The organism is Halomicrobium zhouii (assembly GCF_900114435.1).
Lineage (GTDB): Archaea > Halobacteriota > Halobacteria > Halobacteriales > Haloarculaceae > Halomicrobium > Halomicrobium zhouii.
The window spans coordinates 648,261-674,462 of the sequence record NZ_FOZK01000003.1 but is presented as its reverse complement, the minus strand read 5'-3'; the positions used below and the strand labels follow the sequence as shown (position 1 = coordinate 674,462).

22 protein-coding genes, 1 tRNA gene and 1 other RNA gene are annotated in these 26,202 nt (G+C 66.0%); 15 read left to right on the top strand and 9 right to left on the bottom strand.

Going from position 1 to position 26,202, the window contains the following annotated elements:
- From BM337_RS17075 to artA, 3 genes are all read left to right on the top strand, one after another.
- Window positions 1–2,268, top strand: a 2,268-nt coding sequence (locus tag BM337_RS17075; RefSeq protein WP_143117735.1) for a DUF7827 domain-containing protein, incomplete at its 5' end; no start/stop codon positions are given.
- 429 nt (window positions 2,269–2,697) lie between these two features.
- The gene (locus tag BM337_RS17070) at window positions 2,698–4,947 is read left to right on the top strand and encodes a DUF7827 domain-containing protein (RefSeq protein WP_089818134.1); all 2,250 of its coding nucleotides are present in this window, start codon (window positions 2,698–2,700) and stop codon (window positions 4,945–4,947) included.
- A gap of 149 nt (window positions 4,948–5,096) precedes the next feature.
- On the top strand, window positions 5,097–6,098 hold the full coding sequence (gene artA / locus BM337_RS17065) for an archaeosortase A (RefSeq protein WP_089818132.1): 1,002 nt from the start codon (window positions 5,097–5,099) through the stop codon (window positions 6,096–6,098).
- Between the two features lie 647 nt (window positions 6,099–6,745).
- Here artA and dph5 read toward each other — a convergent pair.
- Window positions 6,746–7,528, bottom strand: coding sequence for a diphthine synthase (dph5, locus tag BM337_RS17060; RefSeq protein WP_089818130.1), 783 nt, complete (start codon window positions 7,526–7,528; stop codon window positions 6,746–6,748).
- A 76-nt stretch (window positions 7,529–7,604) separates the two neighbouring features.
- On the opposite strand from dph5, the gene BM337_RS17055 reads away from it, so the two are divergent.
- Complete coding sequence (locus BM337_RS17055) at window positions 7,605–8,594, top strand: class I SAM-dependent methyltransferase (protein WP_089818128.1); 990 nt, start codon at window positions 7,605–7,607, stop codon at window positions 8,592–8,594.
- Window positions 8,595–8,660: 66 nt separating this feature from the next.
- Window positions 8,661–8,734, top strand: a tRNA-Thr gene (locus BM337_RS17050).
- 171 nt (window positions 8,735–8,905) lie between these two features.
- On the opposite strand, the gene BM337_RS17045 is transcribed toward BM337_RS17050, so the two are convergent.
- The 4 genes from BM337_RS17045 to BM337_RS17030 form a co-directional block, all read right to left on the bottom strand.
- On the bottom strand, window positions 8,906–9,181 hold the full coding sequence (locus tag BM337_RS17045; RefSeq protein WP_089818126.1) for a hypothetical protein: 276 nt from the start codon (window positions 9,179–9,181) through the stop codon (window positions 8,906–8,908).
- 110 nt (window positions 9,182–9,291) lie between these two features.
- A complete protein-coding gene (locus BM337_RS17040) occupies window positions 9,292–9,534 on the bottom strand; it encodes a DUF7385 family protein (RefSeq protein WP_089818124.1) in 243 nt (80 codons plus the stop codon).
- 118 nt (window positions 9,535–9,652) lie between these two features.
- Window positions 9,653–12,457, bottom strand: a complete 2,805-nt coding sequence (locus BM337_RS17035; RefSeq protein WP_089818122.1) for a DUF1508 domain-containing protein — start codon at window positions 12,455–12,457, stop codon at window positions 9,653–9,655.
- A gap of 115 nt (window positions 12,458–12,572) precedes the next feature.
- Entirely contained in the window at window positions 12,573–13,439 is an 867-nt protein-coding gene (locus tag BM337_RS17030) for a cytochrome c oxidase subunit 3 (protein WP_089818120.1), read from the bottom strand.
- Window positions 13,440–13,537: 98 nt separating this feature from the next.
- Here BM337_RS17030 and BM337_RS17025 point away from each other — a divergent pair, with 98 nt between their 5' ends.
- Both BM337_RS17025 and BM337_RS17020 read left to right on the top strand, forming a co-directional pair.
- Entirely contained in the window at window positions 13,538–14,977 is a 1,440-nt protein-coding gene (locus BM337_RS17025) for a hypothetical protein (RefSeq protein ID WP_089818118.1), read from the top strand.
- The gene (locus tag BM337_RS17020; protein ID WP_089818116.1) at window positions 14,974–15,276 is read left to right on the top strand and encodes a C2H2-type zinc finger protein; all 303 of its coding nucleotides are present in this window, start codon (window positions 14,974–14,976) and stop codon (window positions 15,274–15,276) included. The genes BM337_RS17025 and BM337_RS17020 overlap by 4 nt, the downstream gene beginning before the upstream one ends.
- 27 nt (window positions 15,277–15,303) lie before the next feature.
- On the opposite strand, the gene BM337_RS17015 is transcribed toward BM337_RS17020, so the two are convergent.
- Complete coding sequence (locus BM337_RS17015; protein WP_089818113.1) at window positions 15,304–16,692, bottom strand: chymotrypsin family serine protease; 1,389 nt, start codon at window positions 16,690–16,692, stop codon at window positions 15,304–15,306.
- A 111-nt stretch (window positions 16,693–16,803) separates the two neighbouring features.
- Here BM337_RS17015 and BM337_RS17010 point away from each other — a divergent pair, with 111 nt between their 5' ends.
- The gene (locus BM337_RS17010) at window positions 16,804–17,088 is read left to right on the top strand and encodes a DNA-directed RNA polymerase subunit L (RefSeq protein WP_089818111.1); all 285 of its coding nucleotides are present in this window, start codon (window positions 16,804–16,806) and stop codon (window positions 17,086–17,088) included.
- 93 nt (window positions 17,089–17,181) lie between these two features.
- On the opposite strand, the gene BM337_RS17005 is transcribed toward BM337_RS17010, so the two are convergent.
- Window positions 17,182–18,024, bottom strand: a complete 843-nt coding sequence (locus BM337_RS17005) for a CAP domain-containing protein (protein ID WP_089818109.1) — start codon at window positions 18,022–18,024, stop codon at window positions 17,182–17,184.
- Between the two features lie 140 nt (window positions 18,025–18,164).
- Here BM337_RS17005 and BM337_RS17000 point away from each other — a divergent pair, with 140 nt between their 5' ends.
- From BM337_RS17000 to gfo6, 3 genes are all read left to right on the top strand, one after another.
- Entirely contained in the window at window positions 18,165–19,037 is an 873-nt protein-coding gene (locus tag BM337_RS17000; protein WP_089818107.1) for a M48 family metallopeptidase, read from the top strand.
- 44 nt (window positions 19,038–19,081) lie between these two features.
- Window positions 19,082–21,034, top strand: a complete 1,953-nt coding sequence (locus tag BM337_RS16995) for a HEAT repeat domain-containing protein (protein WP_089818105.1) — start codon at window positions 19,082–19,084, stop codon at window positions 21,032–21,034.
- A gap of 129 nt (window positions 21,035–21,163) precedes the next feature.
- Window positions 21,164–22,231, top strand: a complete 1,068-nt coding sequence (gene gfo6, locus BM337_RS16990) for a D-xylose 1-dehydrogenase Gfo6 (RefSeq protein WP_089818103.1) — start codon at window positions 21,164–21,166, stop codon at window positions 22,229–22,231.
- A gap of 45 nt (window positions 22,232–22,276) precedes the next feature.
- Here the strand turns inward: gfo6 and hisF are convergent, their stop codons facing one another.
- Both hisF and BM337_RS16980 read right to left on the bottom strand, forming a co-directional pair.
- Window positions 22,277–23,092 (bottom strand): imidazole glycerol phosphate synthase subunit HisF, encoded by an 816-nt coding sequence (gene hisF, locus BM337_RS16985; RefSeq protein WP_089818101.1) that lies wholly within the window; start codon window positions 23,090–23,092, stop codon window positions 22,277–22,279.
- A 106-nt stretch (window positions 23,093–23,198) separates the two neighbouring features.
- Entirely contained in the window at window positions 23,199–24,332 is a 1,134-nt protein-coding gene (locus BM337_RS16980) for a S1C family serine protease (RefSeq protein ID WP_089818099.1), read from the bottom strand.
- 238 nt (window positions 24,333–24,570) lie between these two features.
- On the opposite strand from BM337_RS16980, the gene BM337_RS16975 reads away from it, so the two are divergent.
- From BM337_RS16975 to BM337_RS16960, 4 genes are all read left to right on the top strand, one after another.
- Window positions 24,571–24,777: a DUF7550 family protein gene (locus BM337_RS16975; RefSeq protein ID WP_089818097.1), complete on the top strand. Its 207-nt coding sequence runs from the start codon at window positions 24,571–24,573 to the stop codon at window positions 24,775–24,777.
- Between the two features lie 257 nt (window positions 24,778–25,034).
- Window positions 25,035–25,346, top strand: an RNA gene (gene ffs, locus BM337_RS16970) — signal recognition particle sRNA.
- A gap of 135 nt (window positions 25,347–25,481) precedes the next feature.
- Window positions 25,482–25,883 (top strand): response regulator, encoded by a 402-nt coding sequence (locus BM337_RS16965; RefSeq protein WP_089818095.1) that lies wholly within the window; start codon window positions 25,482–25,484, stop codon window positions 25,881–25,883.
- A gap of 102 nt (window positions 25,884–25,985) precedes the next feature.
- Window positions 25,986–26,198, top strand: coding sequence for a hypothetical protein (locus tag BM337_RS16960; RefSeq protein WP_089818093.1), 213 nt, complete (start codon window positions 25,986–25,988; stop codon window positions 26,196–26,198).
- Window positions 26,199–26,202 lie beyond the last annotated feature (4 nt).

Genomic DNA, 26,202 nt, shown 5'->3' with positions numbered 1-26,202 from the left:
CCTATGACAACGACAAACGACAAACTTCGTAGCCTGTTCCTGGCTGCGCTGATGGTCTTCTCGGTCTTCGCGATGACCGTCGCGCTGCCCGGCTCAGCCGCTGCGAACCACGACTCCGAAGCATATTCGGATGTGGATGCAGACGCACACCTTACGTCTGACACACGGTATTGGGGCGAAACTATCCTCGTATTCGACAATAGCGAGGACGAGAACTACGAACTGTGGACCACGACAGCTGGTTCCGACAACGATCAGACGGAGTTCGTACGAACCCTCACCCTGGATGATGACGGCTACGCAACATTCAGTACTGATGGTCTGAGCGGTGACTACGAAATCCGAGAATCTGATGGCGATATCGCTAACGTTGGGCCTAACGGTGAGCTTAGCCCCACCTCAGGCACTTCCGACGGCGATGCTACGTTCTCGGTAACGACGCAGACCCTCGACGCTGAGTTCGAGGACTCTGATGTCAACGACGAGGACGAGGACGTCGAACTCACCATCGACACCAACCGTGGCGCTCACGATGTCCGAGTGAGTGCAGATGGCCTCGACGCAGACGACCTGCGTGACATCTTCACCAATCAGGACAACCGCGACGGTGAGTTCACCGAGCAGACGACCGATGGTGACACTCTGATCCTTCAGGATGTCAGCTCTGGTGATTACCGAACGAACTTCTCCGGCATCAGCACCGGCGAGTACACCTTCGACTTCGAAGCGAATGACACGGAAGCATCCTCCAGCGCGTCGATCAACGTGAGCGACGCTGCAGAAGGTGACATCCAGTTCGCGAACGACGTTCCCCAGGACCAGGTCGGTGACGTCGCCGACATCACCCTGGAGATGGACAACACCCAAGAAGGCACGCTCACCATCGGTAGCGCGGACCAGAACTACTGGATCGTCGCTACGGTTGAAGACGGTGACGAAGACGGTGAGGTGACCGTTCAGTTCAACTCCTACACGGCGGGAGCATACGACGGTGACACGCCGGTACTCAGTGTTGAAGACAGCGACGATGACGTCACTGTCCAGCGTGAGGGCGGTGACTTCAACGTTGATGAGCCGAATTACGACATCCTTGATGCTACCGAGTACGATATGAACGTCTCGACGGGCATCAACTACGACGGTGACGAGGCGCACGCAGACGCGAAAGGGTCGAACTACCATGACCCCGCTGACGTCGGTGCCCTCTCACTGCAGGACCGTTCGACCGACAACGTGACGGTCATGACGGCTCCTGAAGCATTCAGTGAATGGAGCGACGCTGACGCCATCAACGCAGGGATGGGCAGCAACGTCACCCAGGCTAACGAAATCGCACAGCAGGACTACGTGGTCGTCCAAATTGAGGCCTCTGGTCTCGAAGGCTACTACGAGTCTCTGGACAACAAGGATAACTTCCTGAACACAGGCGACGCTACGAGCCTCGTGATCGAGGAAGCAAACCCCGGTGCGAACGCCGGCGCGGAAACCCTCGCATGGGCGAACGCCAACGAGGGTTACAACATTGTCGCTGACGGGAACAACAACACGTACTACGTGGCTGTTGATACCGGTAGTGAAGACAAGGGTGACGACGACTTCAGCTTCGAGGAGGATACGGAGTACTCTGCTGAGTTCTCCGTCCTCGGAAGCGAAGGCGACCTTGCGGACACGTACGGTGACGACGACACGAATCCCCTGAATGTTGACGAAGACGACAACGACGAAGCCGTTAGCGGCAACTTCGACGTCGTCGCAGGCGAATCCAGCTTCGACCTGAACGAGGACGACCTCGTTCTCGTCGAAGCCGCTGACAATCAGACCGTCTCCGGGACGACCAACTGGGCGCCCGGTAGCGAGCTGACCCTCAGCATCGAGTCCGACGACTCGACGAGCCCGTTCCTGACGCGGCCAGACGCGGAAGTCCAGCCCGACGGAACGTTCGAGGCGAACGCTGACTTCAGCGACCTCAGCGAAGGTACGAACCTGACGGTCACGCTCGGCCACCTGAGCGAGGACTTCGACGAGGACGGTCAGGTCGTTGCGCAGGTCTCCGAGGAAACTGAGACGGCAACGCCGACTGAGACGACTGAGACGGCCACCGAAGAGCCGACTGAGTCGACTGAGGAGGCTACCGAGGAGACGACGGAAGAATCCGAGGACACGGAAACCGACACGCCCACTGACGACAGCGGGCCCGGCTTCACGGTCATCGCGGCTCTCGGCGCCCTCATCGCTGCGGCACTGCTGGCAGTCCGCCGCAACAACTGAGGTAGCTAACTACCGGACTTCGTCCGGTTCCCGAATTTCCGCTTTTTCTTCGACGCTAACCGACGAGCGGTAGCTGTGGCGTTTTTTTTTATGATAGAAAGTCAAGACAACCGCATAATTTCCTGATTCGAATCGCGTATATTCTACAGAGTGGCGGTGTTTACCGTCGTATTCTTTCTCTCCAATGATATGATGGGATTTCTAACACTACTCCCCAAAGATGCTGAAAACGGCGGGTAGCGGCCTTGAGAACCGGTGTCAACGGCCCCACATTACCACAAAGGATTTATAACACCCACCATACCGTTTGAATGTACCCCTACCCATGGTGGCATCAACGACTACTCCTGTTCGGTCAAAAACACGCCGCTCGTACGGCCGAACGGGACGAAAGCTGCTGTCGCCGCCCAATCGGACAACCGACAACCTATGACAACGACAAACAACAAACTTCGTAGCCTGTTCCTGGCTGCGCTGATGGTCTTCTCGGTCTTCGCGATGACCGTCGCGCTGCCCGGCTCAGCCGCTGCGAATCACGATACGGACGAGTATGATTACGATACTCACCTCGATACCGACGACCGGTACTGGGGAGAGACGGTGCTGGCAGAGACAGACGATACTGACGAGACGTACGAACTCTACGAGGTGAACATGGACGACGACGGGGATGGCGAGGACTTCAAGACAGTTCTCACCCCTGACGAAGACGGCGTCTTCACCTTCAGTACCGACGGGTACGACGGTGAATTCGAAATCCGCAACTCGAACGGAGAGCCCGTAGTGGTCAACGACGGCCAGATCGGTGCTGTAGATGATTCGGGAGCGGCCGTCTTCTCGATAACTACGCAGACCTTCGATGCAGACTTCGAGGACGCTAACGTCACTGACGAGGACAGCGACGTCGAACTCGATATCACCACCAACCGTGGCCGACACGCCGTGGAAGTCACTGCGGACGGCCTCGACGAGGGTGAACTCGAGAACATCTTCGACGAGGACGCGTCCGACGACGACGGTGACCGCGAGGGCGAGTTTACGGTCTCCGACGCTGACGGCGAGGACGACACCATCACGCTCGAGGGCGTCACGTCGGGCGACTTCAACACCGACTTCTCCGGTGTCGACACCGGCGAGTACACCTTCGACTTCGAAGTGACGGACACGGAAGCATCCTCCAGCGCGTCGATCAACGTGAGCGACGCTGGTGAGGGTGACATCCAGTTCGCGAACGACGTTCCCCAGGATCAGGTCGGTGACGTCGCCGACATCACCCTGGAGATGGAGAACACTGACGAAGGTACGATCACCATCGGTAGCGAGGACCAGAACTACTGGATCGTCGCCGAAGTGACGGACGACGACGAAGACGGTGAGGTTACCGTTCAGTTCAACTCCTACACTGCGGGTACGTGGGTCAGTTCCTCTGCTGGGAACGACGTGCTCTCGGTCGAGGGTGACGACGACACTATCGACGTCATCGAGGAGGGCGGTTCCTTCGCTGCAGCTGACGATGCCACAGACGTGGATGCCTCCGACGATCTCCTGGACTCCACCGAGTACGACATGAACGTCTCGGTCGGCCACAACCCACTCGACTCCGATGCGTACGAAGGCGCTGACGAAGTCGGTGCACTCTCGCTGCAGGACCGGTCGACGGACAACCTCACTATCATGACCGCACCGAGCGACTTCAGTGACTGGGAGCAGGATGTCGTGGTTGCCGGTCTCGGCAGCAACGTCACCCAGTCTGACGAGGTTGCTATGGAGGACTACGCTATCGTCCAGATCGAAGCCTCCGGTCTCGAAGGGCTCCTAGAGAGCTCCGACGAGGATACCTTCCTCGATACTGCCGGTGCGACGACGCTCACGGTCGAGGAAACTGATCCCGGCGCAAACGTCGACTCCGAGGGACTTGAACTCCCCAGCGAAGACGTCGAAATTGTTGCCGACGGTGACAACAACACGTACTACGTCGCGATGGATACGTCCGCCCAGGATGAGGACGGCAACGACATCTTCGAAGAGACTGAATACACCGCGGAGTTCTCCGTCCACGATGAACTCCAGACCGAGGACGGTGACGACAGCGGTGACGACAACGTCCTGAACTTCGACGATGACGACGAGGCCGAGACGGTCGCCTCGAACTTCGAGGTCGTCGAACCCGAAGTGAACCTCGACATGAACGAGGACGAACTCGTCCTCGTCGAGGCAGCCGACAACCAGACGGTCTCCGGGACGACTAACATCGCGCCCGGGTCCGAACTGCGCATCACCATCGAGTCCGACGACTCGACGAGTCCGTTCCTGACGCGGCCGGACCCGACGGTCCAGCCCGACGGAACGTTCAACGCGACCGCGGACTTCAGCGACCTCAGTGAAGGCACGAACCTCTCACTGACCATCGACGAATACGACGTCGACGAAGACGGTCAGGTCGTCGCCGAAGGCGAACTCGACGACGGGACCGAGACGGCTACGCCAAACGAAACTGAGACGGAAACCGACACGGAGACTGACACCGACACGGAAACCGAGACCACCGAAGGCGACGGCGACACGGAAACCGACACTGAAGAGTCACCCACTGACGACAGTGGACCTGGCTTCACGGTCGTCGCTGCACTCGGCGCCCTCATCGCTGCGGCACTGCTGGCAGTCCGCCGCAACGACTGAGGTAGCTAACTACCGGACTTCGTCCGGCCCCTGAATTCCGCCATTTTCTTCGCGTGCTACCAACCCGATAGCGTCAGCCACTCTCGACGCGCACAGACGCACAACGATAAAGCATATAGCGGGCTTCGGACAACAGTGACGTAGAATCGATGGCACTCCAGGCTGCGTTTCTCGCGATTCAGCCGCTCGACGTCTCAGCGCCGCTGTCGTGGCTGGTGGTGGTCGCATTCCTGACGGCGGCCGTCGTCGAACGGTGGGACCGGGAACTGGCCCGGCGCGTCGCCGTTGGAGGCTGGGTCCTCTTCGGGCTGTTCTGGCTCGTGCTCGTGCCCCACTTCGTCTTCGAAATCGGGAGCATCGTCGAGGGCCTGGGCAGCATCGCCGCGGTGCCGATGTCGCTGTACGCGGGCTACCGCCTGTGGAACGGCAGGGACTCGCTGTTCGTACTGACGCGGGCCGTCGGACTGATGGGGCTCATCTACCTCCCCTTCGTCTACGTCCCCGGCATCGAATCGATCCCACCGCGCAAGTGGCTAGTCGAGACCGTCGCCGGGCAGACGGCTTATTTGATGTCGCTGCTGGGGTTCGACCCGACGCTGGTCGACGGGATGGCACACAACGGCTATCCCATCACAGGCAAGAAGTATCCCGACCGGAGCACGTTCGTCTTCGAGGGGAACACGGCGCCGATTCGGTACACCATCATCACGGCGTGTACGGGCATCGGGAGCATGTCGATCATCGCCGGCGGCGTCCTGGCGGTGTCGGCGCCGCTCCGCCGGAAGGCGAAGGCGCTGGCCATCGCCCTGCCGATCATCTACGTGTTGAACCTGTTCCGCAACGTCTTCATCGCGATAATGTTCGGTCACCAGAAGATGCAGTTCTTCGTCGAGCCGATCATGGGGCTAATCGGGACTGACGACCCCCAGTACGTGTCGTACTTTCTCGCCGACCGGATGCTCGCCCAGTTCGGGTCGGTGTTCGCGATGATACTCATCACCTGGCTCGTCGTGAAGACGCTGCCGGAGATACTGGTCGTCGTCGAGGACCTGCTGTACCTTCTCACTGGAAGCGAGTACAACCTGCAGGACGCGTTTGGCGTCTCTGGCGAACCGGTGCCGTCGCCGCCGGACGAGACGGGCGCGGACTAGCGGGAGTGAATGACGGTGAGTTAGCTTTGCTCTCTGCGATGAACTGGTTGTTGTTTCGGTGTGTGAACTGAACGGGTGGTTCTTCGTTGAGCTAGTGAAACGAATGTCGACAGCAAGACCCCGAAAGCCCTCGACGCGCTCCGGTCCCGCGGACCGACTGCGCGCGCTCGTCCCTCGCGTGCTTATCGGTCCGGGGTTCCCGGAGCCCGCCTCGCCCTTTCATCCACCAGGCACAGCACCGCAGCCCTGCCCTTCCCCTGGTCGGCCGACGAGACGGCCTCCCGGCCGAGCGGTTACAGGGCGGTCAGGACGCGTGTCGCTCGCCGGACGGCGAGCGACCGGGGAGGGGTGGCGGAGTCAATCGTGAGTGCGTTTCATCGCACGAGCGAGGCTGTGCCTGGCGGACTGAAAGGGCGAGGTGCGGTCGCGTGGCCTGCGCGGGCCCTATCCGAGCGACGGAGGAGCGAGGATATCCCGCACAGGGCGCGTCGAGCGCGCCGAGGGCTTTCGACGTGTTTGTGACCGTGCGAAGAGCGTCAATCTCGGCATCCACTGATCGATACGTAGCTGATCTGTATTGACCAGTGAACGAGCACAGAAGGAGGAGCAGGTGAACTGACGAATCCAACACTCACGGCGACCGTGAATCAGACCACGTCGTCCGGAGCATCACCGAGTTCCACGAGCGCGTCGCGTTCCATGTCGTGGAGGTTGCCGGGGACGATCAGCAGGTGGAGCGGTCGGCCGAAGTCCTCGTCGGCGAGGTGGTCGATGCGGTCGGCGGCGACGACGGGGTTGGCGCTCCCGGCGCGGGCGACGACGACGCCGAGGTATGAACCGAACTCGTCGGCGAGCAGCGAGGCCGCCTGGTCGCCCCGCATGAACTCCTCGTCACCGTCCCAGTGGGGGTCGTCGACCTTGATGTCGAGGTAGACGAGCGTGTGGAGGTTTCGGTCACGGTTGTCTTCGATGGTATCGACGACGCTGTCGGGGACGTCGCCTCCGCCGTGGGCGTCGGGGAACGGGAGCGTCGTTTCCTTGCCGAAGCGGTAGTTCTGGAGACCGGTGAGCGAGGAGGCGGCCGTCTGGGCGGTGGTCCCGTGGACGATTCGGGTCCTGATCCCGCGTTCGTGGGCGCGCAGGCGGAGGTCGACGTGGGTCGTCGAGATCATCGTATCGCCGGCCGTGACGAACGCGACGTCCTCCGATTCGGCGGCCTCGAGGACTGGCTCGGGGTCCTGTTCGACGCCGGCGCGGTCGAGGATCTCGAAGGAGGCGTCGTGGTAGTATTCGAGTCGCTGCAGGTCCGTCCCCACGAGCTTGCTGGTGTAGAACTCGGCGAATATCTGGTCGGCCGTCTGGAGGGCTTCGCGGCCCTCGACGGTGATGGAGCGCTCGTCGTAGAGGCCGAGTCCGACGAAGGTGAGCATACGCCGGATCGGTCGGGGCCGGGTATAAAGGACGCGAAGCGTCAGCCTTACCGCCGGTCGCTGGCGAAGAGAGTGTATGAGCGTGCAGTGCGTCCGGGTCGACAGGGAGGCTGGCGAGGAGACGCGCCAGCGACTGGCCGAGGTCGACCTCGTCGAGGACGGCTACGACATCGTCGTCGAGGACGGGTGGCTCTACATCCCGGTGACCGACCCGGCGTCGGTGCCCGCGGACCTCGACGTCGTCGCCCGTGACCTCCCGGTGCGCGAGACGCAGACGATGCCCGGCGACCTGGTGGATTTCACCGCGAGTTACGAGCGCATCGGCGACGTGATCGTGGTCGACGAGGACGACCCCGAACGAGCCGCCGCGCTCGCCGACGCGCTGATGGATTCGGACCTGCCGGTCCGGACAGTCCTCAACCGTGCCTCGAAGATAAAGGGCGAGACGCGCGTGCGCGACTGGGAGATACTCGCCGGGGACGGTACGGAGGCGGTCCACCGCGAGTACGGCTGCGAGTTCGCCATCGACCTGGCGAAGGTGTACTTCTCGCCTCGCCTCGCCACCGAGCGCCACCGCGTCGTCGAGCAGGTCAGCGAGGGCGAGCGTGCGTTCGACATGTTCGCCGGCGTCGGCCCGTTCGTGATACCGTTCGCAACGCGCGGCGCGGAGTGCGTCGGCTGTGACGTCAACGAGGCGGCCATCGAGTACCTCCGCGAGAACGCAGAGAGAAACGGCGTCGAAGACCGGATCACCGCGATCCGGGGGGACGTCCGCGACGTTGTCGCGGGCTCGTCGGAGTACGTGGACTGGGCAGACCGGATCGTGATGAACCTCCCTCACAGCGCCGACGAGTTCCTCGACACGGCAGTCGAACTCGCGGGGGACGACTGCGTGATTCACTACTACGACATCCAGCACGAGGACGACCTGTTCGGTCCCGGTGAACGGGCGATCCGCGAGGCCGCGGAATCGGAGTACGACGTGACGGTCGAAACTCGTCACCCCGTCAGGTCCTACGCGCCCCACGAGCAGAACGTGGTCATGGACGTGCGACTCACTCGCTAACCGGCCCCGAGTCGCAATCCTTATTGCGGTTATCGCCGGACAATTCATTGGTTGCGAGCCCATTGGGCCGGAGTAGCTCAGACTGGTAGAGCGAATCCTTCGTAAGGATTAGGTCGGGGGTTCAAATCCCCCCTCCGGCTCTTTTTGACCGAGTAACACGAGGTCAAAAAGAGACTTCTGTGGGGGGATTTGAAGTAGACGAGACGCGCAACGAAGCGAGCAGTCTCGGCGTCGTTCAAATCCCCCCTTCGGCTTTCTGCTGCGAACAACTCGTGAGCAGCGAAAGCCACGGGGGATTTGAAGTAGACTTCTCACGCCTCCGAGAGGCGGCCGCTCTGCCAGCCCCAGACGATGTCGAGAACGAGCCAGGTCGCCGCCCAGAGCGTCAGGAACGCGACCACCAGCGCCGTCGTCGAGAGGACGTGAAGCGGCTGGACCAGTGCAACGATCCAGCCGTAGAGAACCGCCAGACAGAGCCAGCTAATTGCGAGGCTGAGCGCTCCCGTCGAGAAGTATTCGAGCGAGCCCAGCGTCTCGCGGTCCTCGGATCGCTGCCCGAGTCCACCGTTCCTGTCTAGTGGTACCATCCTTCACGATCGATCGTTCACGGGACAGCCGCATAAGCATTTACTGTCCGTTGGTTGCCGGATACGTGCCCGTCCCTGCTGTCGGGGCCGCGCTCTGTCCCGGGACTCGCTCAGTGCGTCAGCAACAGCAACTCGTCGTCGGTCCGGACGACGCAGAACGGGCTGTCGGGCTTGCCGAATGTGTTCTGCCGTCTCTCAGAGACGAGGAGACGGTCGAACGGCTCGCCGCAGGCGGGACAGCCGAACTCGTTCCGGTTCGCGAGGTGCATCTGGCCGCGGTCTTCCGTGAGGAGCTTGAGGCCGTGGCGGTACTCGTGCACGTCGAAGCCGTCTGTGACGTCCAGCTGGGTCATTGACGGTGCAAGGAGAAGGGCCGGCTTCAAGCTGTGGGCGCGGCTATCGGAATCGAAATCGCGATTCGACGGCGGAACACGGCGCAGGGAACGGCGAACGAAAACCAGCGCGAGGCAGTTATTCGGCGATCGAGATCTCGGATTCGGGGCCGTACTCCTTGACGACGGAGAGTTCCTCCTGGGCCTCGGCGCGGGTCGGGAACGTCGCGATGCTCTCGGCGAGTTCCGAGCCCGACTCGTCGACGAGGCGCCAGCGCCAGCCGTCGTCGCCCTGGTGGAACTCGAAGGCGGCCGAATCGATCTCGATGACGCTCGCCTCCGCGATGTGCGCGCGGACGTCGTCGAGTTCTGCCTCGGCGGCGGACCGACTCTCGTGGCGGCCGGCACCCTTGGCGATGACGCGCTGGTGTTCGTCGATGAAGCGCCAGGTCCAGCCGTCTTCGTCCTGGAACAGCTCGAAGGCGACGTCGTCGTAGTCGACGAGTTCCGCCTCCATCCCGAGTTCGCGGGCGGTGGCGGCGTCGTCCTCCGCGTCTGCGAGGCTGTCGAACGTCGACGGCGACGTCGCGACGACCTCGTGGTCGGCGTCGATGAGGCGCCAGGTCCAGCCGTCGTCGCTCCGGTAGCAGTCGAAGGCGGCCTGGCGAATCTCGTACACTGTGGTCTCGCTCGCGTTTCGCTGGAGGTCCTCGACGACTTCGGTCACGGCGTCGCGGTCCTCGTACTGGAGGGCGCCGACGGCGATCTGCTCGCGGTCGTGGTCGACCAGTTCCCAGTGCCAGTCCTCTGGCTGGAGCAGGATGGCGAGGTCGCCGATGGTCTCGACGGCCGCGGTGTCCGCGATCGCCTGGATACCCTCGATGGCGTCCTCGGCGGCGTGTCGCGTCCCGAAGCTCTCGGGGGCGTCTGCGATGGTCGTCCCGTCGGGGAGGACGAAGCGCCACCACCACTCGTCGTCCGCGTCGGCGTACACCTGGAAGATGCCGGCGCCCATGGCGCGCTTGTCGGCCTCCTGGACGGTGGTGACGAGGCTGTCCATGGAGTTGCGGGCGCCCTCCTCGGTCTCGTGGCGGTCGCCGCCCTCGGCGATGGTGTCGCCGATGTCGTCGACGAGGCGCCAGCCCCAGCCCTCGTCGTCCTGGAAGATCTCGAAGGCGGTGTTCTCGATCTCGAGGTGCTCGGCGTCTGGGGCGTGTTCCTTCAGGGTCGTCATCGCGCCCATCGCACCGTCCTTGGACTCGTACTCGCCCTGGCCGCTGTCGGAGAGGACGTTGCCGTCCTCGTCGATGAGCCGCCAGCGCCAGGCGCCCTCTTCGGCCTCGTACACCTGGAAGGCGGCGTTGTCGAACTCGATGAGGTCGGCGTCGGGCGCCTCCTCGCGGACGCGGTCGACGTTCGCTGCGGCTTCCTCCTCGGTGTCGTAGCGCTCCGTGCTCTTGGCGCGGACCTCGCGGTCGGAAGAGACGAGGCGCCAGTGCCAGGAGCCGCCGCGTTCGTACGTCTCGAAATCGAGGTCCTCGATCTCGACGACGTCGGCCGCTGCGGCGTGTGCGCGCATCTGTTCGGCCTGCCCGGTCGCGTCCGACTGTCCGCGGCTGTCGCCGTGGCCGGTCGCGACGGCGGCGCCGTCGTCGACGAGGCGCCAGCCCCACTCGCCGTTCCGGTCGAACACGTCGTAGGTCGGCTCGCCGGCCTCGACGATGCTCGCGTCTGGAATGTCCGCGAGCAGGTCGTAGACGGCGTCCTCGGCGACGCCCTTGGACTCGTAGGCCCCGGCGCTCACCGCCATGTTCTGGTGGCCGCTGTCGCGGAGCCGCCAGGCCCACTCGTCGTCCTGCGGGACGAGTTCGACGCCGTAGGACTCGATGACCAGGTCGGTGGCGTCGGCCGTCAGCGCGCGGAACTCCTCGATACCGTCGACGGCGCTCCCGTGGGCCGAGTACGTCTCGGCGCCGCGGGCGAGCGTGGTCCGGTCCTCGTCCATGAGGCGCCAGCCCCACTCGCCGTTCTCCTGGAAGCAGTCGTAGCCCGCCCGGTCGAGGACGAAGACGTCGGCGTCGGCACCGTGGTCCTTCATCGCGTTGATGGAGTCTTCGGCCCCGTCGCGCGAGTCGAAGTCCCGGCCGCCCTCGGCGAGGACGGAGCCGTCCTCGTGCATCAGGTACCACTGCCAGGCGTCCGAGCCGGACTCGTACAGCCTGAAGGCGGCGTGTTTGATCTCCAGGAGCCCGGCGGCGGCGACCTGTTCCTTGACCGCGTCGACGCGATCCTCGGCCTCGATGCGCGAGAGGAACTCCTCGGTACTGGAGGCGACCGCGCTCTGGTCGATGAGGCGCCAGGTCCACTCCGTACCGCGCTTGAACACGGCGAAGAGACCGCCGCGATCGGTCTCGCCGATCATGATGTCCGGGTGGTCGTACTCGTGGCCAGCCGTCGTCTCCGAAAAGTAACTGCGTTCGCCCGTCACCACGGGCACCATCACGACGACGCCCGCGACGAGCGCCAGGCCAGTGGTGTAGATGGGGATGATCTGGTCGCTGTAACTGGCTCCCTGGGACCAGTCGTTCGGATACGCAACGGTGAACCAGCCGATCGCGACGAGACAGAGAAGCGCGCCGAAAATAGCGAGGATCGTCCCGCGCCGTCTGACTGGCAGCATCAGGACGATGCCAAGCAGCGTCGCCACGAGCCCGATGGCGGCCGGCGTGATGGCGATCTCCTGGACGAGGTAGGCCATCGCACTGTTCCCCTCGGAGGGTCCGAGCAGGTACAGCCCGATGCCGCCCATCGCGAGCAGGTAGCCCACCACCAGCAACGTGTAGCCGTAGACGTGTTTGGTCGACTCCGGCTCACTGACGTACTTCGTATACAGTTTGAAGAGCGTTCCACCGATCCCCGTGTGTTGCGTCGTTTCTACCCCCATGAGAAGTACCCGTTGAGCGCCGGTGGAATAACTGTTAGGTTTGTTCAGACCAGTGACGACTTTCAGAAAACCCGCAGACGGCGCGTATATTGTCCGATGACCGATGTGAACCGGTCTAGAAGACGGCCGTCCCGACGTAGAGGACGACGACGAGGAACACCCAGACGACGTCGACGAAGTGCCAGTACATCGACACCGTCGAGACGGAGGTGTGTCGGTCACTGGAGTACTGGCCGTAGAGCGACCGGACGAAGACGATGCCAAGCAGGACGGCGCCCATCGAGACGTGGAGGCCGTGGAGCCCCGTCAGCCCGTAGAACGCGCTCGCGTACGCGCCCTCGGCGATGGTGTATCCCTCGTGGACGATGAACTCGTAGTACTCGTACACCTGCCCGCCGATGAAGACGATTCCGAGCAGGAGCGTGGCGGCCAGCAGGTTGATGTAGCGCTGACGGTCGTTCTTCCGGAGCGCCACGTGGCTGTAGTGGAGCGTGATCGAGCTGATGATCAGGATGACGGTGTTGACGAAGACGAGCGGGCCGGTGACGCCGCCGTGGGGCAGCAGGTCGGCGCTCCAGACCGCACCGCCGCGGATGAAGAAGTAGTAGACGAAGCCCGCGCCGAAGGTCGCCACTTCGGTGACGAGGAACAGTAACATCGCGAACCGGAGCGTCCGGTCGGAGTGGCGGTCGGTGCCGCCCTCCCAGAAGTTGACGACGAAGGCGTGGTAGAGCCAGCCGTACAGCCCGACCAGGAAGAGGCCGACACTGCCGACCGTGGTGGCGCCGGCGACCATCGAGGATACGAGCGGTTCCTCGGCCATCGAGAGGACGAACAGCGCCGCGCCGAGGTAGATGCCCGCCGCGCCCGCGGCGGTGATGAACGGCCACCAGCTCGCTTCGCCGAACCCCTGGGGCCAGTCCTCGACGGCCGGGAGGTGGTGCCCGCCGTGATCCTCCGCTGAATCTTCGGCAACAGTCATACGGTCATCTTGCGATTCGACTACTAAAAAGGCATCCAAGTGCGTCTGCGCGACCGCAGATCGATGGGTACACACACCAGGAGGACGAATCGCCGCCGATGGATCGTCGCCGCCGTCTCGGTCTCGCGTTGCTGGTGGCCGGGGTAACGCTCGCGGGCCGGGCCAGCGCCCACGGTGGGAGCCTCGACGCCGGTGCGCGCGACTCGCTCGTGGTCCCGACGTGGCTGTTCCTCACGACGGGCGGGGCCGCCGTGGGCGCCTCGTTCCTGCTCGCGAGTTTCGTCACCGACCGGTCGTTCATCGCTGCGATCCACGACTGGCGCCGCGAGTTTCCGGTCCCGGGCCGTCGCATCCTCGCGGGCGCGGTCTCGCTCCTCGGCGTCGCCGGCCTGGCGGCCGTCGTCGTGGTCGGCTTCCTCGGTCCGTCCGAGGCCGTCGAGAACGCCGGCTACCTGCTCGTGTGGGTCGGCTGGTGGGCCGGGTTCACGATGACCACCTACCTCGTGGGCAACTGGTGGCCCGCGCTGAACCCCTGGCGGACGATGGCCGGTCTGCTCCCGTCGCTCGACCGGCCGTACCCTGTCCGCTACGGGGCCTGGCCGGCCGTCGTCGGCCTGCTCGCGCTCGTCTACCTGGAGGTCGTCGGCCCGCCCGCGGCGCTGGCCGACACCCTGACGCCGCCCGTCTTCATCGCGACCCTCGCCGTCGCCTACTCCGTGGTGACGCTCGCGGGCGCGCTCTACTACGGAACCAGCTGGTTCGATCGAGCCGACCCGGTCTCGCGCGTCTTCCGGTACTACGGCCGCGTCGCGCCGGTCGCGTTCGACCGAGACGGTGACGACGGCACCGACGCCACCGACGGCACCGACGGCGATGGCGATGGGAGCGGCTTCCGGCTCCGTCTCCCCGGGACGGCGCTGTCGGAGCCCCGACTCGTCGACGGCCGCGACGAGGTGGCGTTCGTCGTCGCGCTGCTGTGGGCGACGACGTTCGACGGCCTGGTTTCCACGCCAGCGTGGCGGGCGCTGCTCCGCCCGCTCGGGGTCTCCGATCTCGCCGCGCGCGCGGTCTACCTGATTGCTATGGCGGTGGGCTTTCTCGTCTTCTACTGGGTCTACCGGCTCGCCGTCGGCGCGAGCCGCGACCTCTCGGAGGCCCACGTCTCGCGTGCGGAACTCGCCCACCGGTTCGCGCCGCCGCTGCTGGCCATCGCGGCGGGCTACCACCTCGCGCACTACCTGGGCTACTTCCTCCGCCTCTCGCCTGGGATGGTCGAGTCCTTTTTCGACCCGTTCACGGCCTCGGGGACGGTGCTGACGCTCTCGCTCCCCGACTGGTTCGGCGGCGTGGGCCTGGCGAGTATCATCCTGGGCCACCTGCTGGCCATCTGGGTCGCCCACGCGAGCGCCTACGACCGCTTCCCGAGTCGCCTGCAGGCGATCCGGTCGCAGTACCCCTTCATCGCCGTGATGGTGCTGTACACGATGACGAGCCTCTGGATACTCTCCCAGCCCGTTATCGAGCCCCCTTACCTATGACCGAGACTGTCACCGACCGCGAACCTGACGCGTCCGACCGGTCTGCTGAGGAGTACGAGCTACGCACCGACCTCCCGGTGTACGAGTGCGAGCACTGCGGTCGGCCGTTCGCCCGCGAGTCGTGGCTCGCCCTCCACCGCGGGCAGTCCCACCCGGGCGACCTCGACGACGACGAGATCGCGGCGTTCCGCGAGGCCCACGCCGACGAGGAGGCCGACCTCCGCCGGTTCCGGCTGAAGGCCCTGGGAACGCTCGTGCTCCTGTACTTCGCCCTGCTGATGGTGTACGCGGTCGTCTGACCGCCGCCCGCGCGAATCACACCGCTTCTAGGCCGCCTCGACCGGCAGGAGGGCGACCCGGTTGCCGATCCGTTCGACGACCGGACTGTCCACGTTCGCGGGGTAGGCGAGCACGGGGATATCGCCGCCGTCGGTGGCGGCGATCGCTCGGCCGGCCGCCGCGGCGAGATCTGCCGCGCCGTCTGCGACGGCGACCGCCATCTGGACGGCGCCCGTGACGCGGTACTCGACGTCGGATCCGGTCGTCACGGCGTCGGCGCCGTACGCGCTCTGGAGGCGGTGGCCGACCGCTTCGGCGAGTGTCGCGCCGTCGTCTCCGCCGTCTCCACCGCTATCGCCGTTCCCGTCGCCGTCCCTGCCGTCGTCATTCCCATCGGTACCGTTCTCTCCGCCGTCTCCACCGCTATCGCCGTTCCCGTCGCCGTCCCTGCCGTCGTCATTCCCATCGGTACCGTTCTCCCCGCCGTCGCCACTCCCTCCATCACCGCCCACGTCTCTGTGGGGCGTCAGTTCCCCGTGTTCGGCCTCGACGGCGTCCATCGGGGTGGCGATGGTCGCGCGGTCGCTACCCGCGAACAGCAGGTGGGTCGCCCGGAAGCCGCCGTCGACGATGCCCACCAGACTGCCGCTGTCACCGCCGGCGCTCATCGGGCCGAACAGGTCGACGCCCTCGAACACCGTGGGCTCGTCGTGGTAGCCACCGACGCGGATGCGGACGTCGCGGGCCCGCAACTCGCCCGTGGTCACGCCGGTCGTCCGGCCGCTCTTGGTGTACGTGGCGTCCGTCCGGGGCCCGGTGAAGCCGGCGAACTCGCCGACCCCGAGTATCGTGTCGGACACGTCGCCGGGGTGGACCGCCACGATCGCACTGTCGGTCGTGTTGGGCTCGCCCGCCGCGATCTCGGAGGCCGCCGCGAGCGTCCCGATGACGTCGTCACCCGGTGATCCGCCGTCGGCGGGGCCGGGCTGGAGTATCTCGTCGCCCTCCCGGGCTACTCCCAGCGGTGCGGCGACGTGGGCGTTCGTCAGCACGACCGTCTGCCCGTCCTCGGTCTCCAGCGCCGGACTGCCGAGTGTTCCCGCGGTTATCTCCGGGTGGCCCAGCGAGACGCCCGCCGGTGCCGGTCGCCAGCGGCGCTCGCGGTCCGGTTCGCTCGCCGGTCGCGTCGCGGTCGCCTGCGCCCGCACGTCGCCGACTTCCTGGACGTCGGTCTTGACGCGCCGGCCGTCGACGTCGACCTCCTTCGGGATGCGGTCGTCCGGGTCGAGCTGGGCCTCGGAAACCTTCCGCCGGACGAGGACGACGACGGCGTCCTCGCCGACGGCCTGGTCGTTCACGCGCTTTTCCCCCCACGCCGTCCCGACCACGTTGGCGCACGCTTCGAGTTCGTCCCTGATCTCCTCGGGAACGTCCATGTGTCACCAGTTACGTGCAAACTCGGTAACAGTTGCGCCGGCGGAGTGGCGGGCGCCGTCGACCGTCGCGAAGCGAAGGTTTCAAGCGCGCGAGGGGCCGATTCACCTGATATGGATCTGCGCGTCATCGAGAAGGAAGACACGATGCTCTCTATCGAGGTCGCCGGCGAGGACCACACGTTCATGAACGTCCTGAAGGGGGCGCTCCTGGAGACCGACGGCGTCACCGCCGCGACCTACGACATGAACCCCGAGCAGTCCGGTGGCCAGACGGACCCGGTCCTCACCGTCAAGACCGAGACGGACGTCGACGCGCTCGACGCGCTCGAGGCCGGCGCCGAACGCGTCATGGAGAAGTCCGACAACTTCACCGACGCCTTCGAAGCGGCGGTCTGAACGTCTCGCTGGCCGTCTTCGGTCGTTCTTCGATCTTCGTTCTGGGTTCGAGACCTGAGCGTACTCGCTGCCGCGTCCCCGGCGCTATCCCGGCTAACAGATAGCGACCGTCACGAACACCCGGTCGTCCGTCGCGACGTGGACGTCGACGCCGACTCTCTCGTGTTCGGGGTCGAGCAAGTCGTCGAATCGGTCACCGTGTTCGACTCGCTCGACTAGTGCCGACGCGGCCGCGTCGGCGCTTTCGGCCTCGACGATGGCCGTACCGTCCGGCCCTTCGAGCGTTCGGTGCTGGGGTGTCTGTGGTCGCGACGCACACCCGTGGTCGAACCGGCCGATAGCGTCGCTCGCTGGGCCGCTCCCGTCGTCGTAGATCGCGTCGACGCTGGCCTTGTTGTAGTAGGCGGCGAGGCGGCCGAGGGTCTCGTCGGTCGACAGGGGCGAGGCTCCCGCTGACTCGCGTCGCTCGTTGAGTTCGGCGACGTACGCGTCCTCGACCGCTGCCAGCGAGAGGTTCCCCTCCGTTTCGGCCTGGCCGGGTGCGTCGGGAATGTCCGGTTCGCCCATGCCCGGGAGGTCGATGACGCCGACGAACCCGAGCCCGAGTATCAGGACGAGGATGCCGACGGCGACGTAACCGGCGACGTACTTCGCCTCGACGACGTCCCGCCAGCCTGTCCCGATGTCCTCCAGCGGGTCGTCCAGGTCCGCGACGTCACGCTGTTCGAGTTCGAGGTTCCCGCAGCGGCTACACGGCGGGGAGTGCTTCTGGTGCTGGCGGCCGCACTCCGGACAGACCCACACCGACCCCTGGGGCTCGTCGGCCGTCGCCGGCACCCGCTCGACGGCCTTCTCGAACTTGGCGTGCCCGCAGTTGTCACAGGGCGGGTCGTCGGATTCGTGGGGCTTGCCACACCACTCACACCGCCACTCCATTGGAGGGCTCTGGGGAAGTACGTGCAAAAGCGTACTGATGTCGGTCCCGCCGAGCGACGCCGGCGCCCGCTCGTTTCACGGCACCGACGCCGGCGCCACCCGGCGGTACGTTTATCTCGGGTGCCGTAATCGGTCGGTACGTGCGCCAGTGGGATCGCGTCCTCGGCCCGCTCTCGCTTGCGGTGATGGGCGTCGTCGGCCTGCTCGTCCACGCGCTACCGGCCGTCTCGCTCGAACAGCGAGCACCGCTCGTCGGCCTGTGGGGACTCGTCCTCGCGGTGACCGTCGGTCAGGCCTCTCTGTCGCTCGCAGCTGAACTCGACGAACGGGGCCGTGGAGCGGTGTCGGACGCCGACGCGAGCGAGTACAGGGCGGCCGTCTGGGAGCTCGCCGGCGACCTCGGGATTTCTATGCCGGCGGTGACCGTCGTCGAGACGGCGGATCCGATCGCGATGGTCGACCAGAGCCGCCTCCGACCGCACCTGTACGTCAGCGACTCGCTGTTCGAGCGCCTCCCGCCGGACGAACGGACGGCGGTCCTGGGTCACGAACTCGGACACGTCCGCTCGCACGACGCGCTCCTGGCGATCGCGAGCAGCTACGTCGTCGAAGTCACGGGCGCGACGGTCCTCTGGCTGGCGGTCCTGCGCCACGCACCCGTCGCCGTCCAGGTCGGCGGGGTCGTCGTCTACCTGGCGACCGGCGTGCTGACGTCGTCCCGGGCGACGGTCCTCTGGCTGGCTCTCGGTGGATTCACTCAGTTGCCGCTACTGGTGCTCTCCCAGGCCGTCTCGCGCTGGCGGGAGTATCGCGCCGACCAGTGCGCACTGGCGTGCTGTTCCGACCCCGCGGCAGTCGAGCGCGCGCTCACCAACGTCTCTCTGTCCGCCGCAGCCGTCTCCACGCCGACGCCCGGAGACGTTCCACGCTACAGCGACAGGCGAACGTGGATCGACCGTCTGCTGGCGTCGCATCCACCCCTCGACGCGCGGCTGGAACGGCTCGTCAGGTGAAACGCTTACGGTGACTGCCCGTGGAGGTGCTGGGAACCAGTCGTATGTCAACGACGAACGAGCTGGTCCGGGGGCTTCGGGACCCGGACCCCCGCCGGAGACGAGATGCGATCGACGCGCTCGTCGAGCAGGACGCCGCGCGGGCCGTCGGCCCCCTCTCGGCACTCGTCGAGCGGGAGAGCGACACGACGGTCACGGCGGCGGCGCTCCGTGCGATAGGTCGTCTCGGAGCGGAGGGCGAAGGCGTTCCGACACTGCTCGACCACCTGGACGACGAGAACGGTGCGATCAGGCGTGCCGCCCGCGACGGGCTTCGGTCGCTCGACGGCGTCGCGGGCGCCTCCACCGTCGAACGCCTCCTCGACGCCCTGGCCGAAGCGACGCCGGCAGACGACGGAGCTGACGCCGCGGACCGCGGTTCGGGTCCCGACGACGCGGCGGCCATCGCGGCCGCTATCGGGGCGATCGACGACCCGTCCGCCCTGCCGGCGGTCCGCACTGCGCAGTACGAGGACGACGACGTCGCAGCGGCGCTGGCGGACGTGTCCATCGCAGCCGCCGAACTGGTCCGCGAGGACGTCACTCTGACCGACCGGGCGGCGCTATCTGCGCCGGATCCGTTCCTCCGACGAGATGCGGTCCGGGCCCACGCTGAGGCGCACGGGAGCGAGGCGAGAGCACCGATAGAGGCGCGTCTGGACGACGACCACCCGGCAGTCCGTGTCGCGGCCGCTGAGGCACTCGGCTCTATCGGCGATCCGCGGTCACTCCCGACGCTCTGTCGGCATCTGGTCGACGAGCGAGACGACGTGTTCGACGCCATCGACGAAGCGGTCGACGACGTGACGGGCCCGCGCAGAATCCAGCGGCTGTGCTGGGTCGTCGAGACTGCCCCACGCGACAGTGCGATCGCCGCCGAGGCGCTCCTCGAGCGCCGGATGGGACTGATCGCCTCGCTGGGGCTGGAATCGCGTGCCAGTGCCCGCGAATCGATCCGCGAGGTCGCGATAGAGATGGTCGAGACGGACGTCACGAGCGAGCGCGCCGAGGGACTCTCGCTGTTAGCGGTCTACGGGACCGCCGACGACGTCGGCCGCTGTGTGGACGCACTCTCGGCTGCCGACCCCGTGATCCGGGAGCAGGCAGCGCTCGCACTCGGTCACCTCGGTGTCGACCACGGTCGGCTGGTCCGTTCCGTCGCGGGCAGACGTCTCCCGCTCACGGGGGCGGCAGTCAGTCTCGATGCTCCGGGCGAGCGCGTGCAGCCGTTGCGCGACCGACTCGACGTCGAGACCGACGACGACGTCGTAGCCCAGTTGCTCGACTCGCTCGGCGTCCTCGGCGAGGCGTCCGTCCTTCAGGCGGTAGTCGACCGGTTGACCCACCGCGATCCGGTCGTCCGCGAGCGCGCGGCGTTCGCGGTAGCGAAGCTCGGTGACTGTGACACGCTGCCGGCGGTCCGGTCGGCGTTCGACGTCGAGTCGGCGCCACGGGCGCGAGCCGCCCAGGTGGCCGCCATGGGCGCCCTCTACGAGGCCGACTGTCCGGCCGTGGGAGACGTTCGGGCGGTACTGGAGACCGCCGCAGTGGAGGACGAGGCGGCCACTGTCAGGCGGTGGGCGACCATCGGGCTGGGATACGTCGGCGACTCGAGCGCGGCGGAGACGATCCGGGCCGTTCACGCCACGGACCCCTCGCCCCTCGTGACGACGGCCGCCGACAGCGCGCTCGCTCGCATCGCCCGCCGGAACAGCCGCCTGCTACGCGCCGCCGATCGGGTGATCGGTGCGACGGCGGACGCGACCGACCGCGTGATCCGGTTCGGTCTGGAACACGAGCGCATCCTGTCTAGGGCCTGGAGTGCCGTCGCTGTCTCGCTGGGTCTGGTCTGGCGTCTGTTCGCCTTCGTGATCAACGGCATCCTCGGGTGGCTCCTCATCCTCCTCGTGCTATCGGTCGGGTTCCTGGTCCTGGACTTCTTGCTCGGGCTGCTCTAGTTCGAGAGCGAACTGATCCCTCGATTCGCTCGCGCGACCCGCTCGACAGGGTCGACTGCTCACGGTCGGCCCCACAGAAGCGTGTGCTGGGCGCCGCACATATATTGTCGGCCGTCTAATACGTTCGACATGGCCCTCGAAGACTACTTCCAGCCCTTCTCACAGCGCGACTGGGAACGTGAGGACGTCGACGGCACGGTCAGGATGGCCGTCGTCGGCCTGGGCGGCTTCGCACTGAAACGCGCACTCCCCGCCATCGCGGCCGGCAAGTACTGCGAGACGACGACGCTGGTCAGCGGATCGGTCCGGAAAGCCGCGACGACGGCAGAGCGCTACGACGTAGAGCACGTCGTCGACTACGACGAGTTCCGCCGCGGCGAGGTCGCCGACGCCTACGACGCGGTGTACGTCGCGACGCCGAACGCGCTCCACGGAGAGTACGTCAGGGCCGCGGCAGACCAGGGCAAACACGTCATCTGCGAGAAGCCCCTGGAGACCACGGCCGAGCGCGCTCGGGAACTCGTCGACGTCTGCGCCGACGCCGGCGTGACGCTGATGACGGCCTACCGCATCCAGCTCGAATCGACGGCCAGGCGGACCCGCGAAATCGTCGCCGACGGCTACATCGGCGAGGTCGTTCAGGTGTACGGCGGCTTCTCCCACCCGGTCCTGGAGACGACGAGCCCTGATACCTGGCGGCTGGACCCCGACCTCGCCGGCGGCGGCGCGCTCGTCGACCTGGGTATCTACCCGCTCAACACCACGCGATATCTCCTGGAAAGCGACCCCGTCGCGGTCAACGCCTGGACCTGCTCGCTGGAGCCGGCCTTCGACGAGGTGGACGAACACGTCACGTTCACGCTCCGGTTCCCCGGCGAGATCACGGCTTCGTGTACGGCCAGTTTCAACGCGCACGCGAGCAGCCACCTCCGCCTCGTCGGGACGGACGGGATGATATCGATCTCGGCCCCCTTCGGCGGCGTCGTCCCCCAGAACGTGATCGTCGAACGCGGCGAGTTCAGCGTCGAGTACACCGGTAACCCGGACGACGAGGTCGAAGAGGAGTTCGACTACTTCGGCTACTGCGTCCTCACCGGGACCGAACCCGGGCCGAGCGGCCGGGACGGCCTCGAGGACGTCCGCGTCATCGACGCCGCCTACGAGTCGGCCGAGACGGGGCAGTGGAGCGACCTCTGAGTTGGATTCGGCCAGAAGAGGCGGCCTCGCGTCGCTCGGCCGATCTTACAGCCGAATCGGCAGTCCCTGCTCGTCCAGGTACTCTTTCACTTCGCGAATCGAGTACTCGTCGAAGTGGAAGATGCTGGCGGCCAGCGCGGCGTCGGCGCCCGCGTCGCGGAACACCTCCTCCATGTCCTCCGGACCGCCGCAGCCAGAGGAGGCGATGACTGGCGTCGAGACGGCGTCGCAGACGGCCTTCGTCAGCGGGATGTCGTAGCCGTCCTTGGTCCCGTCGGCGTCGATGGAGTTGACGAACAGTTCGCCGGCGCCGCGTTCCTCAGCTTCTTTCGCCCACTCGACGACGTCGAGGTCGGTGCCCTCGCGGCCGCCCTTGACGGTGCACTCGAACCAGCAGGACTCGCCGTCCACTTCGACGTAGTGCTCGCCCTGCTCGTCGAAGCGGCGCTTCGAGTCGACGGAGATGACGATGCACTGGTTCCCGAACGAGCGCGCGCCCTCGGTGATGAGTTCGGGGTTCGCGATGGCGCCGGAGTTGATGGAGACCTTGTCCGCGCCGGCCCGGAGCGTCTCCTTGATGTCCTCTCGCGTGCGGATGCCGCCACCGACGGTCAGCGGGATGAACACCTCGTCGGCGACCGCGGAGACGGTGTCGAGCATCGTCTCGCGGCCCTCCGCCGAGGCGGTGATGTCGAGGAAGACGAACTCGTCGGCGCCCGACTCGTTGTACTTGCGGGCCATCTCGACGGGGTCGCCGGTGTAGGCCAGGTCCTCGAAGTTGACGCCGGTGTAGACGGCGGCGTTCCCGTCCTCGTCCAGGTCGACGTCGATGCAGGGGATGATCCGCTTGGTGAGGGCCATTGGATACCTGACGGTAGGCACGCCGACGGTCAAAAGCAGTCCGAATCGTCCGAATCCTGCCGCGGATCGGTGGTTCCCGTTCCCGGGTAACGGGTCGCCCTCCCGGCTACGGCTGTCCCTCGTTCGGGCCCGGACTGGCCTCCGGATCGGGCCGTTCGATGACCGTCGTGTTGACGGTCATTCGCTCACCGTCCCGGACGATAGTGAGCGCCACCTCGTCCCCGGGGCGAGTCTCTGCGAGCAGCACCGACGCCAGCTCCTCGGAGGTCGAGACGTTCTGGCCGTCGACGGCCACGATGACGTCGCCGCCGATGGGGACGAACTGCCGGTCGGCGCGTTCCACGCGGTCACTTCCCTGGAGTACCTCGGCCGCGGGTGCGCCCTCGTTCACCGAGGCGACGATGACGCCCCGGTCGCTCTCGAGGTCGTTCGCGTCGGCGATGGCCGGCGTCACGCCCGTCCCGGAGATCCCCAGGGCCGGATGCGTGAACTCGCCGGTCTCGATCAGCGACGGGACGACGCGCTCGACGGCCGTCGACGAGACGGCGAAGCCGATGTTCTCGGCGCCCTGTGCGGCGATGCCGGCGGTGTTCACGCCGACGACCGCACCGTCGCAGGAGACGAGCGGACCGCCGCTGTTGCCGGGGCTGATCGGCGCGTCGGTCTGGACGACGTTCGGGATCTCGAACCCGAGCCGCGTCGGCATCGACCGGTTCAGCCCGCTGACGATGCCGTGGGTGATCGTCTCTTCGAGGCCGAACGGACTGCCCAGCGCCGCGACGCGCTCGCCGTGTTCGGTCTGGTTCTCGGCGACGGGTAGCGCTTCGACGTAGCCGGGCGTCTCGTTCACCCGGACGACCGCCAGGTCGCTGTAGACGTCCGTGCCGACGACGGTGCCGGGCAGCGACTCTCCTCCCCTGAACTGGACGGTGACGTCCGTCGCGTTACCCACGACGTGGGCGTTCGTGACGACGTAACTCGCCGACCCGTTCCCGCCGGTCTGGTAGACGAATCCGGAGCCCTGTCCGCGGACCTGCTGGACCGAGACGACCGAATCGATACTGTCCTCGTAGAGCGCGGTGTAGTCGCACGCTCCATCGGCCTGTTGCTGGGACCCACCGGCCTGTTGCTGGGCCGCCGGCCCGACCGGTGCTGCGCCGACTGTGGCCGTCGCGACGCCGCTGACACTGAGCACCGCGACTATCACGACTACCGTTACGTACCCTGTTCTGTGTCGCATCGTTCGATGGACGGCGGGACCACACAAACCGGGCGACGACCGTTTCTCGCGGTAATCCGACCGAAAGCTCCGGACCAAACCGTTTCCGTGACGTTACTCCCGGTCACGAACTCGTATCCTCTCCTTACGACTCACGGACGACGCGGTCGTCGTGTTTGGAGCACATTTCTGCCGGCGTCGTCGTCGGCCCCGGCCCGGATCCGTCAGCTACAGGTAGGCGGACGCGGAATCCTCGACCATGAGCGACACCGACCACGAGCACGGCCACGAGGAAGCGGAACGCCCGGACTACGACCCGAAGAACCCAGAACTTCCCTCCCGAGAACCGCCGCTCCGGACGACGGCTCCCCAGAGCGAGTACACCTTCGGCCAGGTCACCACCGGTTTCGCCGTCCTCGCCGTCGGTCTCGCCCTGACGTTCGGCCTCGCGCTCGTTCTGGTCTGACCGGACCACGCGGTGTGGTCGATTTTACCAGCCGTTCGATTTGCGTCCGCTCTCTGGCTGTTCGCAGCCCCATTTCTTCCAGCACTGACCAGGTAGAATCTTCCACTCGGTACGCTGCCTCGTCGAGCACGCAGTGTCAGTCGGGGCGAGCCCGGGAACCGACTTTCGCGCGTCGTCGAGGCGGCGCCATCCAGGGTGGTAGATTGCCACACAGATCGGGTATCCGAAAGGCCCTTATGGGGGCACGGCGGAGATTCAGGTGGACTAGGTCGGGGGGTTAGGCCCCCCTCCCTCGCCCGCACTATGGTCTTGAGCGGGGACCGAACCCGGGGGCGTCCGGTCTGCCGGGCGTGGACCCTGTGAGCCAACAGAGAAGCCTCGTCCGCCGGGGCCGACGGTCCGCGGGAGTACGCCTGCAGGGGCGTCCTGCCGCGGTTTACCGAGGGCAGTTCGTCAGGCGCGGAAGCGAGCAGCGAACCCTCGGACACTCGGCGCTCGTCGGATCGCGGGGTGGAGGAGGCGAACGGGACTACCCACGTCCGAACGCCGGGCAATCCCGGCGTCCGCCATTCGTACCGTTTCTCCACCGTCGAGCCGTCGCTCCGCGCATCGAACCGCATCGAGTAGACGACTTCCGTCCCAGTTTCGAACGGGTTGGCCACACAAGCGGTACTTTCATCTCTATTCATATTGAGGTGGCTGTTATGACGACGCAGTCCGGTCGGCCGGAGAACCTCCTGGTAGTGGAGGACAATCCCGGCGACAGTCGCCTCATCGAGGAGGGGTTCCGGGAGGCGAACTCCGAGGCGACGCTCCACGTCGTCTCGACGGGCGAGGAAGCCCTCGACTTCGTCCACCTGCGCGGCGAGTACGAGGCTGCGCCCGAACCGGACCTGATACTGCTCGACTGGAACCTGCCAGCGATGGACGGCGAACGGCTCCTTTCCGAACTCCAGGCCGCCTACGAGGACGTCCCGGTGGCGATAATGACCGGCTCGCAGGCCACGGAAGCGGCCATCAGGTCTGTGGCACCCGACGCGGACGCGTACCTGACGAAACCGACGGAACCGACCGCGTACGTCGACCTGGTTCGCTCGATTTACTGACGCTGGCGGACGCGAAACTCCAGACTCGACCTGTCTGGACTTCGCTCGAACGTCCTCGCCGGCGTGGACAAACTACTTTGACCAGAGCCGCCTGGCCATCCTATGGACGCAGAACGCACGCTGACCGTTCTCCTGGTCGCGTTCGCGGCCGGGTCGGTCACCCTGTTCGTCGTGTTGACGGTCGTCGGGTCGCTGACAGACGGCGCGGACCTGCTCAGGTTCGGCCTGGCCGGGGTCGCCGCGCTGGTGGCGGCAGTGGCCGTCGGACTCACGGTCCACCGGAACGCGTCGGCTGAGCAACTGACCGGCCGCTGACGGC

What these genes read in the sequence shown, in the direction of transcription:
- gfo6 (WP_089818103.1), top strand. Translation starts at nt 21,164, where the DNA reads ATGGCCCTCGAAGACTACTTCCAGCCCTTCTCACAGCGCGACTGGGAA.
- BM337_RS17010 (WP_089818111.1), top strand. Translation starts at nt 16,804, where the DNA reads ATGGATCTGCGCGTCATCGAGAAGGAAGACACGATGCTCTCTATCGAG.
- BM337_RS16995 (WP_089818105.1), top strand. Translation starts at nt 19,082, where the DNA reads ATGTCAACGACGAACGAGCTGGTCCGGGGGCTTCGGGACCCGGACCCC.
- BM337_RS17070 (WP_089818134.1), top strand. Translation starts at nt 2,698, where the DNA reads ATGACAACGACAAACAACAAACTTCGTAGCCTGTTCCTGGCTGCGCTG.
- BM337_RS17015 (WP_089818113.1), bottom strand. Translation starts at nt 16,692, where the DNA reads ATGGACGTTCCCGAGGAGATCAGGGACGAACTCGAAGCGTGCGCCAAC.
- BM337_RS16960 (WP_089818093.1), top strand. Translation starts at nt 25,986, where the DNA reads ATGGACGCAGAACGCACGCTGACCGTTCTCCTGGTCGCGTTCGCGGCC.
- BM337_RS17045 (WP_089818126.1), bottom strand. Translation starts at nt 9,181, where the DNA reads ATGGTACCACTAGACAGGAACGGTGGACTCGGGCAGCGATCCGAGGAC.
- BM337_RS16975 (WP_089818097.1), top strand. Translation starts at nt 24,571, where the DNA reads ATGAGCGACACCGACCACGAGCACGGCCACGAGGAAGCGGAACGCCCG.
- BM337_RS17030 (WP_089818120.1), bottom strand. Translation starts at nt 13,439, where the DNA reads ATGACTGTTGCCGAAGATTCAGCGGAGGATCACGGCGGGCACCACCTC.
- hisF (WP_089818101.1), bottom strand. Translation starts at nt 23,092, where the DNA reads ATGGCCCTCACCAAGCGGATCATCCCCTGCATCGACGTCGACCTGGAC.
- BM337_RS17055 (WP_089818128.1), top strand. Translation starts at nt 7,605, where the DNA reads ATGAGCGTGCAGTGCGTCCGGGTCGACAGGGAGGCTGGCGAGGAGACG.
- BM337_RS17020 (WP_089818116.1), top strand. Translation starts at nt 14,974, where the DNA reads ATGACCGAGACTGTCACCGACCGCGAACCTGACGCGTCCGACCGGTCT.
- BM337_RS17035 (WP_089818122.1), bottom strand. Translation starts at nt 12,457, where the DNA reads ATGGGGGTAGAAACGACGCAACACACGGGGATCGGTGGAACGCTCTTC.
- BM337_RS17040 (WP_089818124.1), bottom strand. Translation starts at nt 9,534, where the DNA reads ATGACCCAGCTGGACGTCACAGACGGCTTCGACGTGCACGAGTACCGC.
- BM337_RS16980 (WP_089818099.1), bottom strand. Translation starts at nt 24,332, where the DNA reads ATGCGACACAGAACAGGGTACGTAACGGTAGTCGTGATAGTCGCGGTG.
- dph5 (WP_089818130.1), bottom strand. Translation starts at nt 7,528, where the DNA reads ATGCTCACCTTCGTCGGACTCGGCCTCTACGACGAGCGCTCCATCACC.
- artA (WP_089818132.1), top strand. Translation starts at nt 5,097, where the DNA reads ATGGCACTCCAGGCTGCGTTTCTCGCGATTCAGCCGCTCGACGTCTCA.
- BM337_RS17005 (WP_089818109.1), bottom strand. Translation starts at nt 18,024, where the DNA reads ATGGAGTGGCGGTGTGAGTGGTGTGGCAAGCCCCACGAATCCGACGAC.
- BM337_RS16965 (WP_089818095.1), top strand. Translation starts at nt 25,482, where the DNA reads ATGACGACGCAGTCCGGTCGGCCGGAGAACCTCCTGGTAGTGGAGGAC.
- BM337_RS17025 (WP_089818118.1), top strand. Translation starts at nt 13,538, where the DNA reads ATGGATCGTCGCCGCCGTCTCGGTCTCGCGTTGCTGGTGGCCGGGGTA.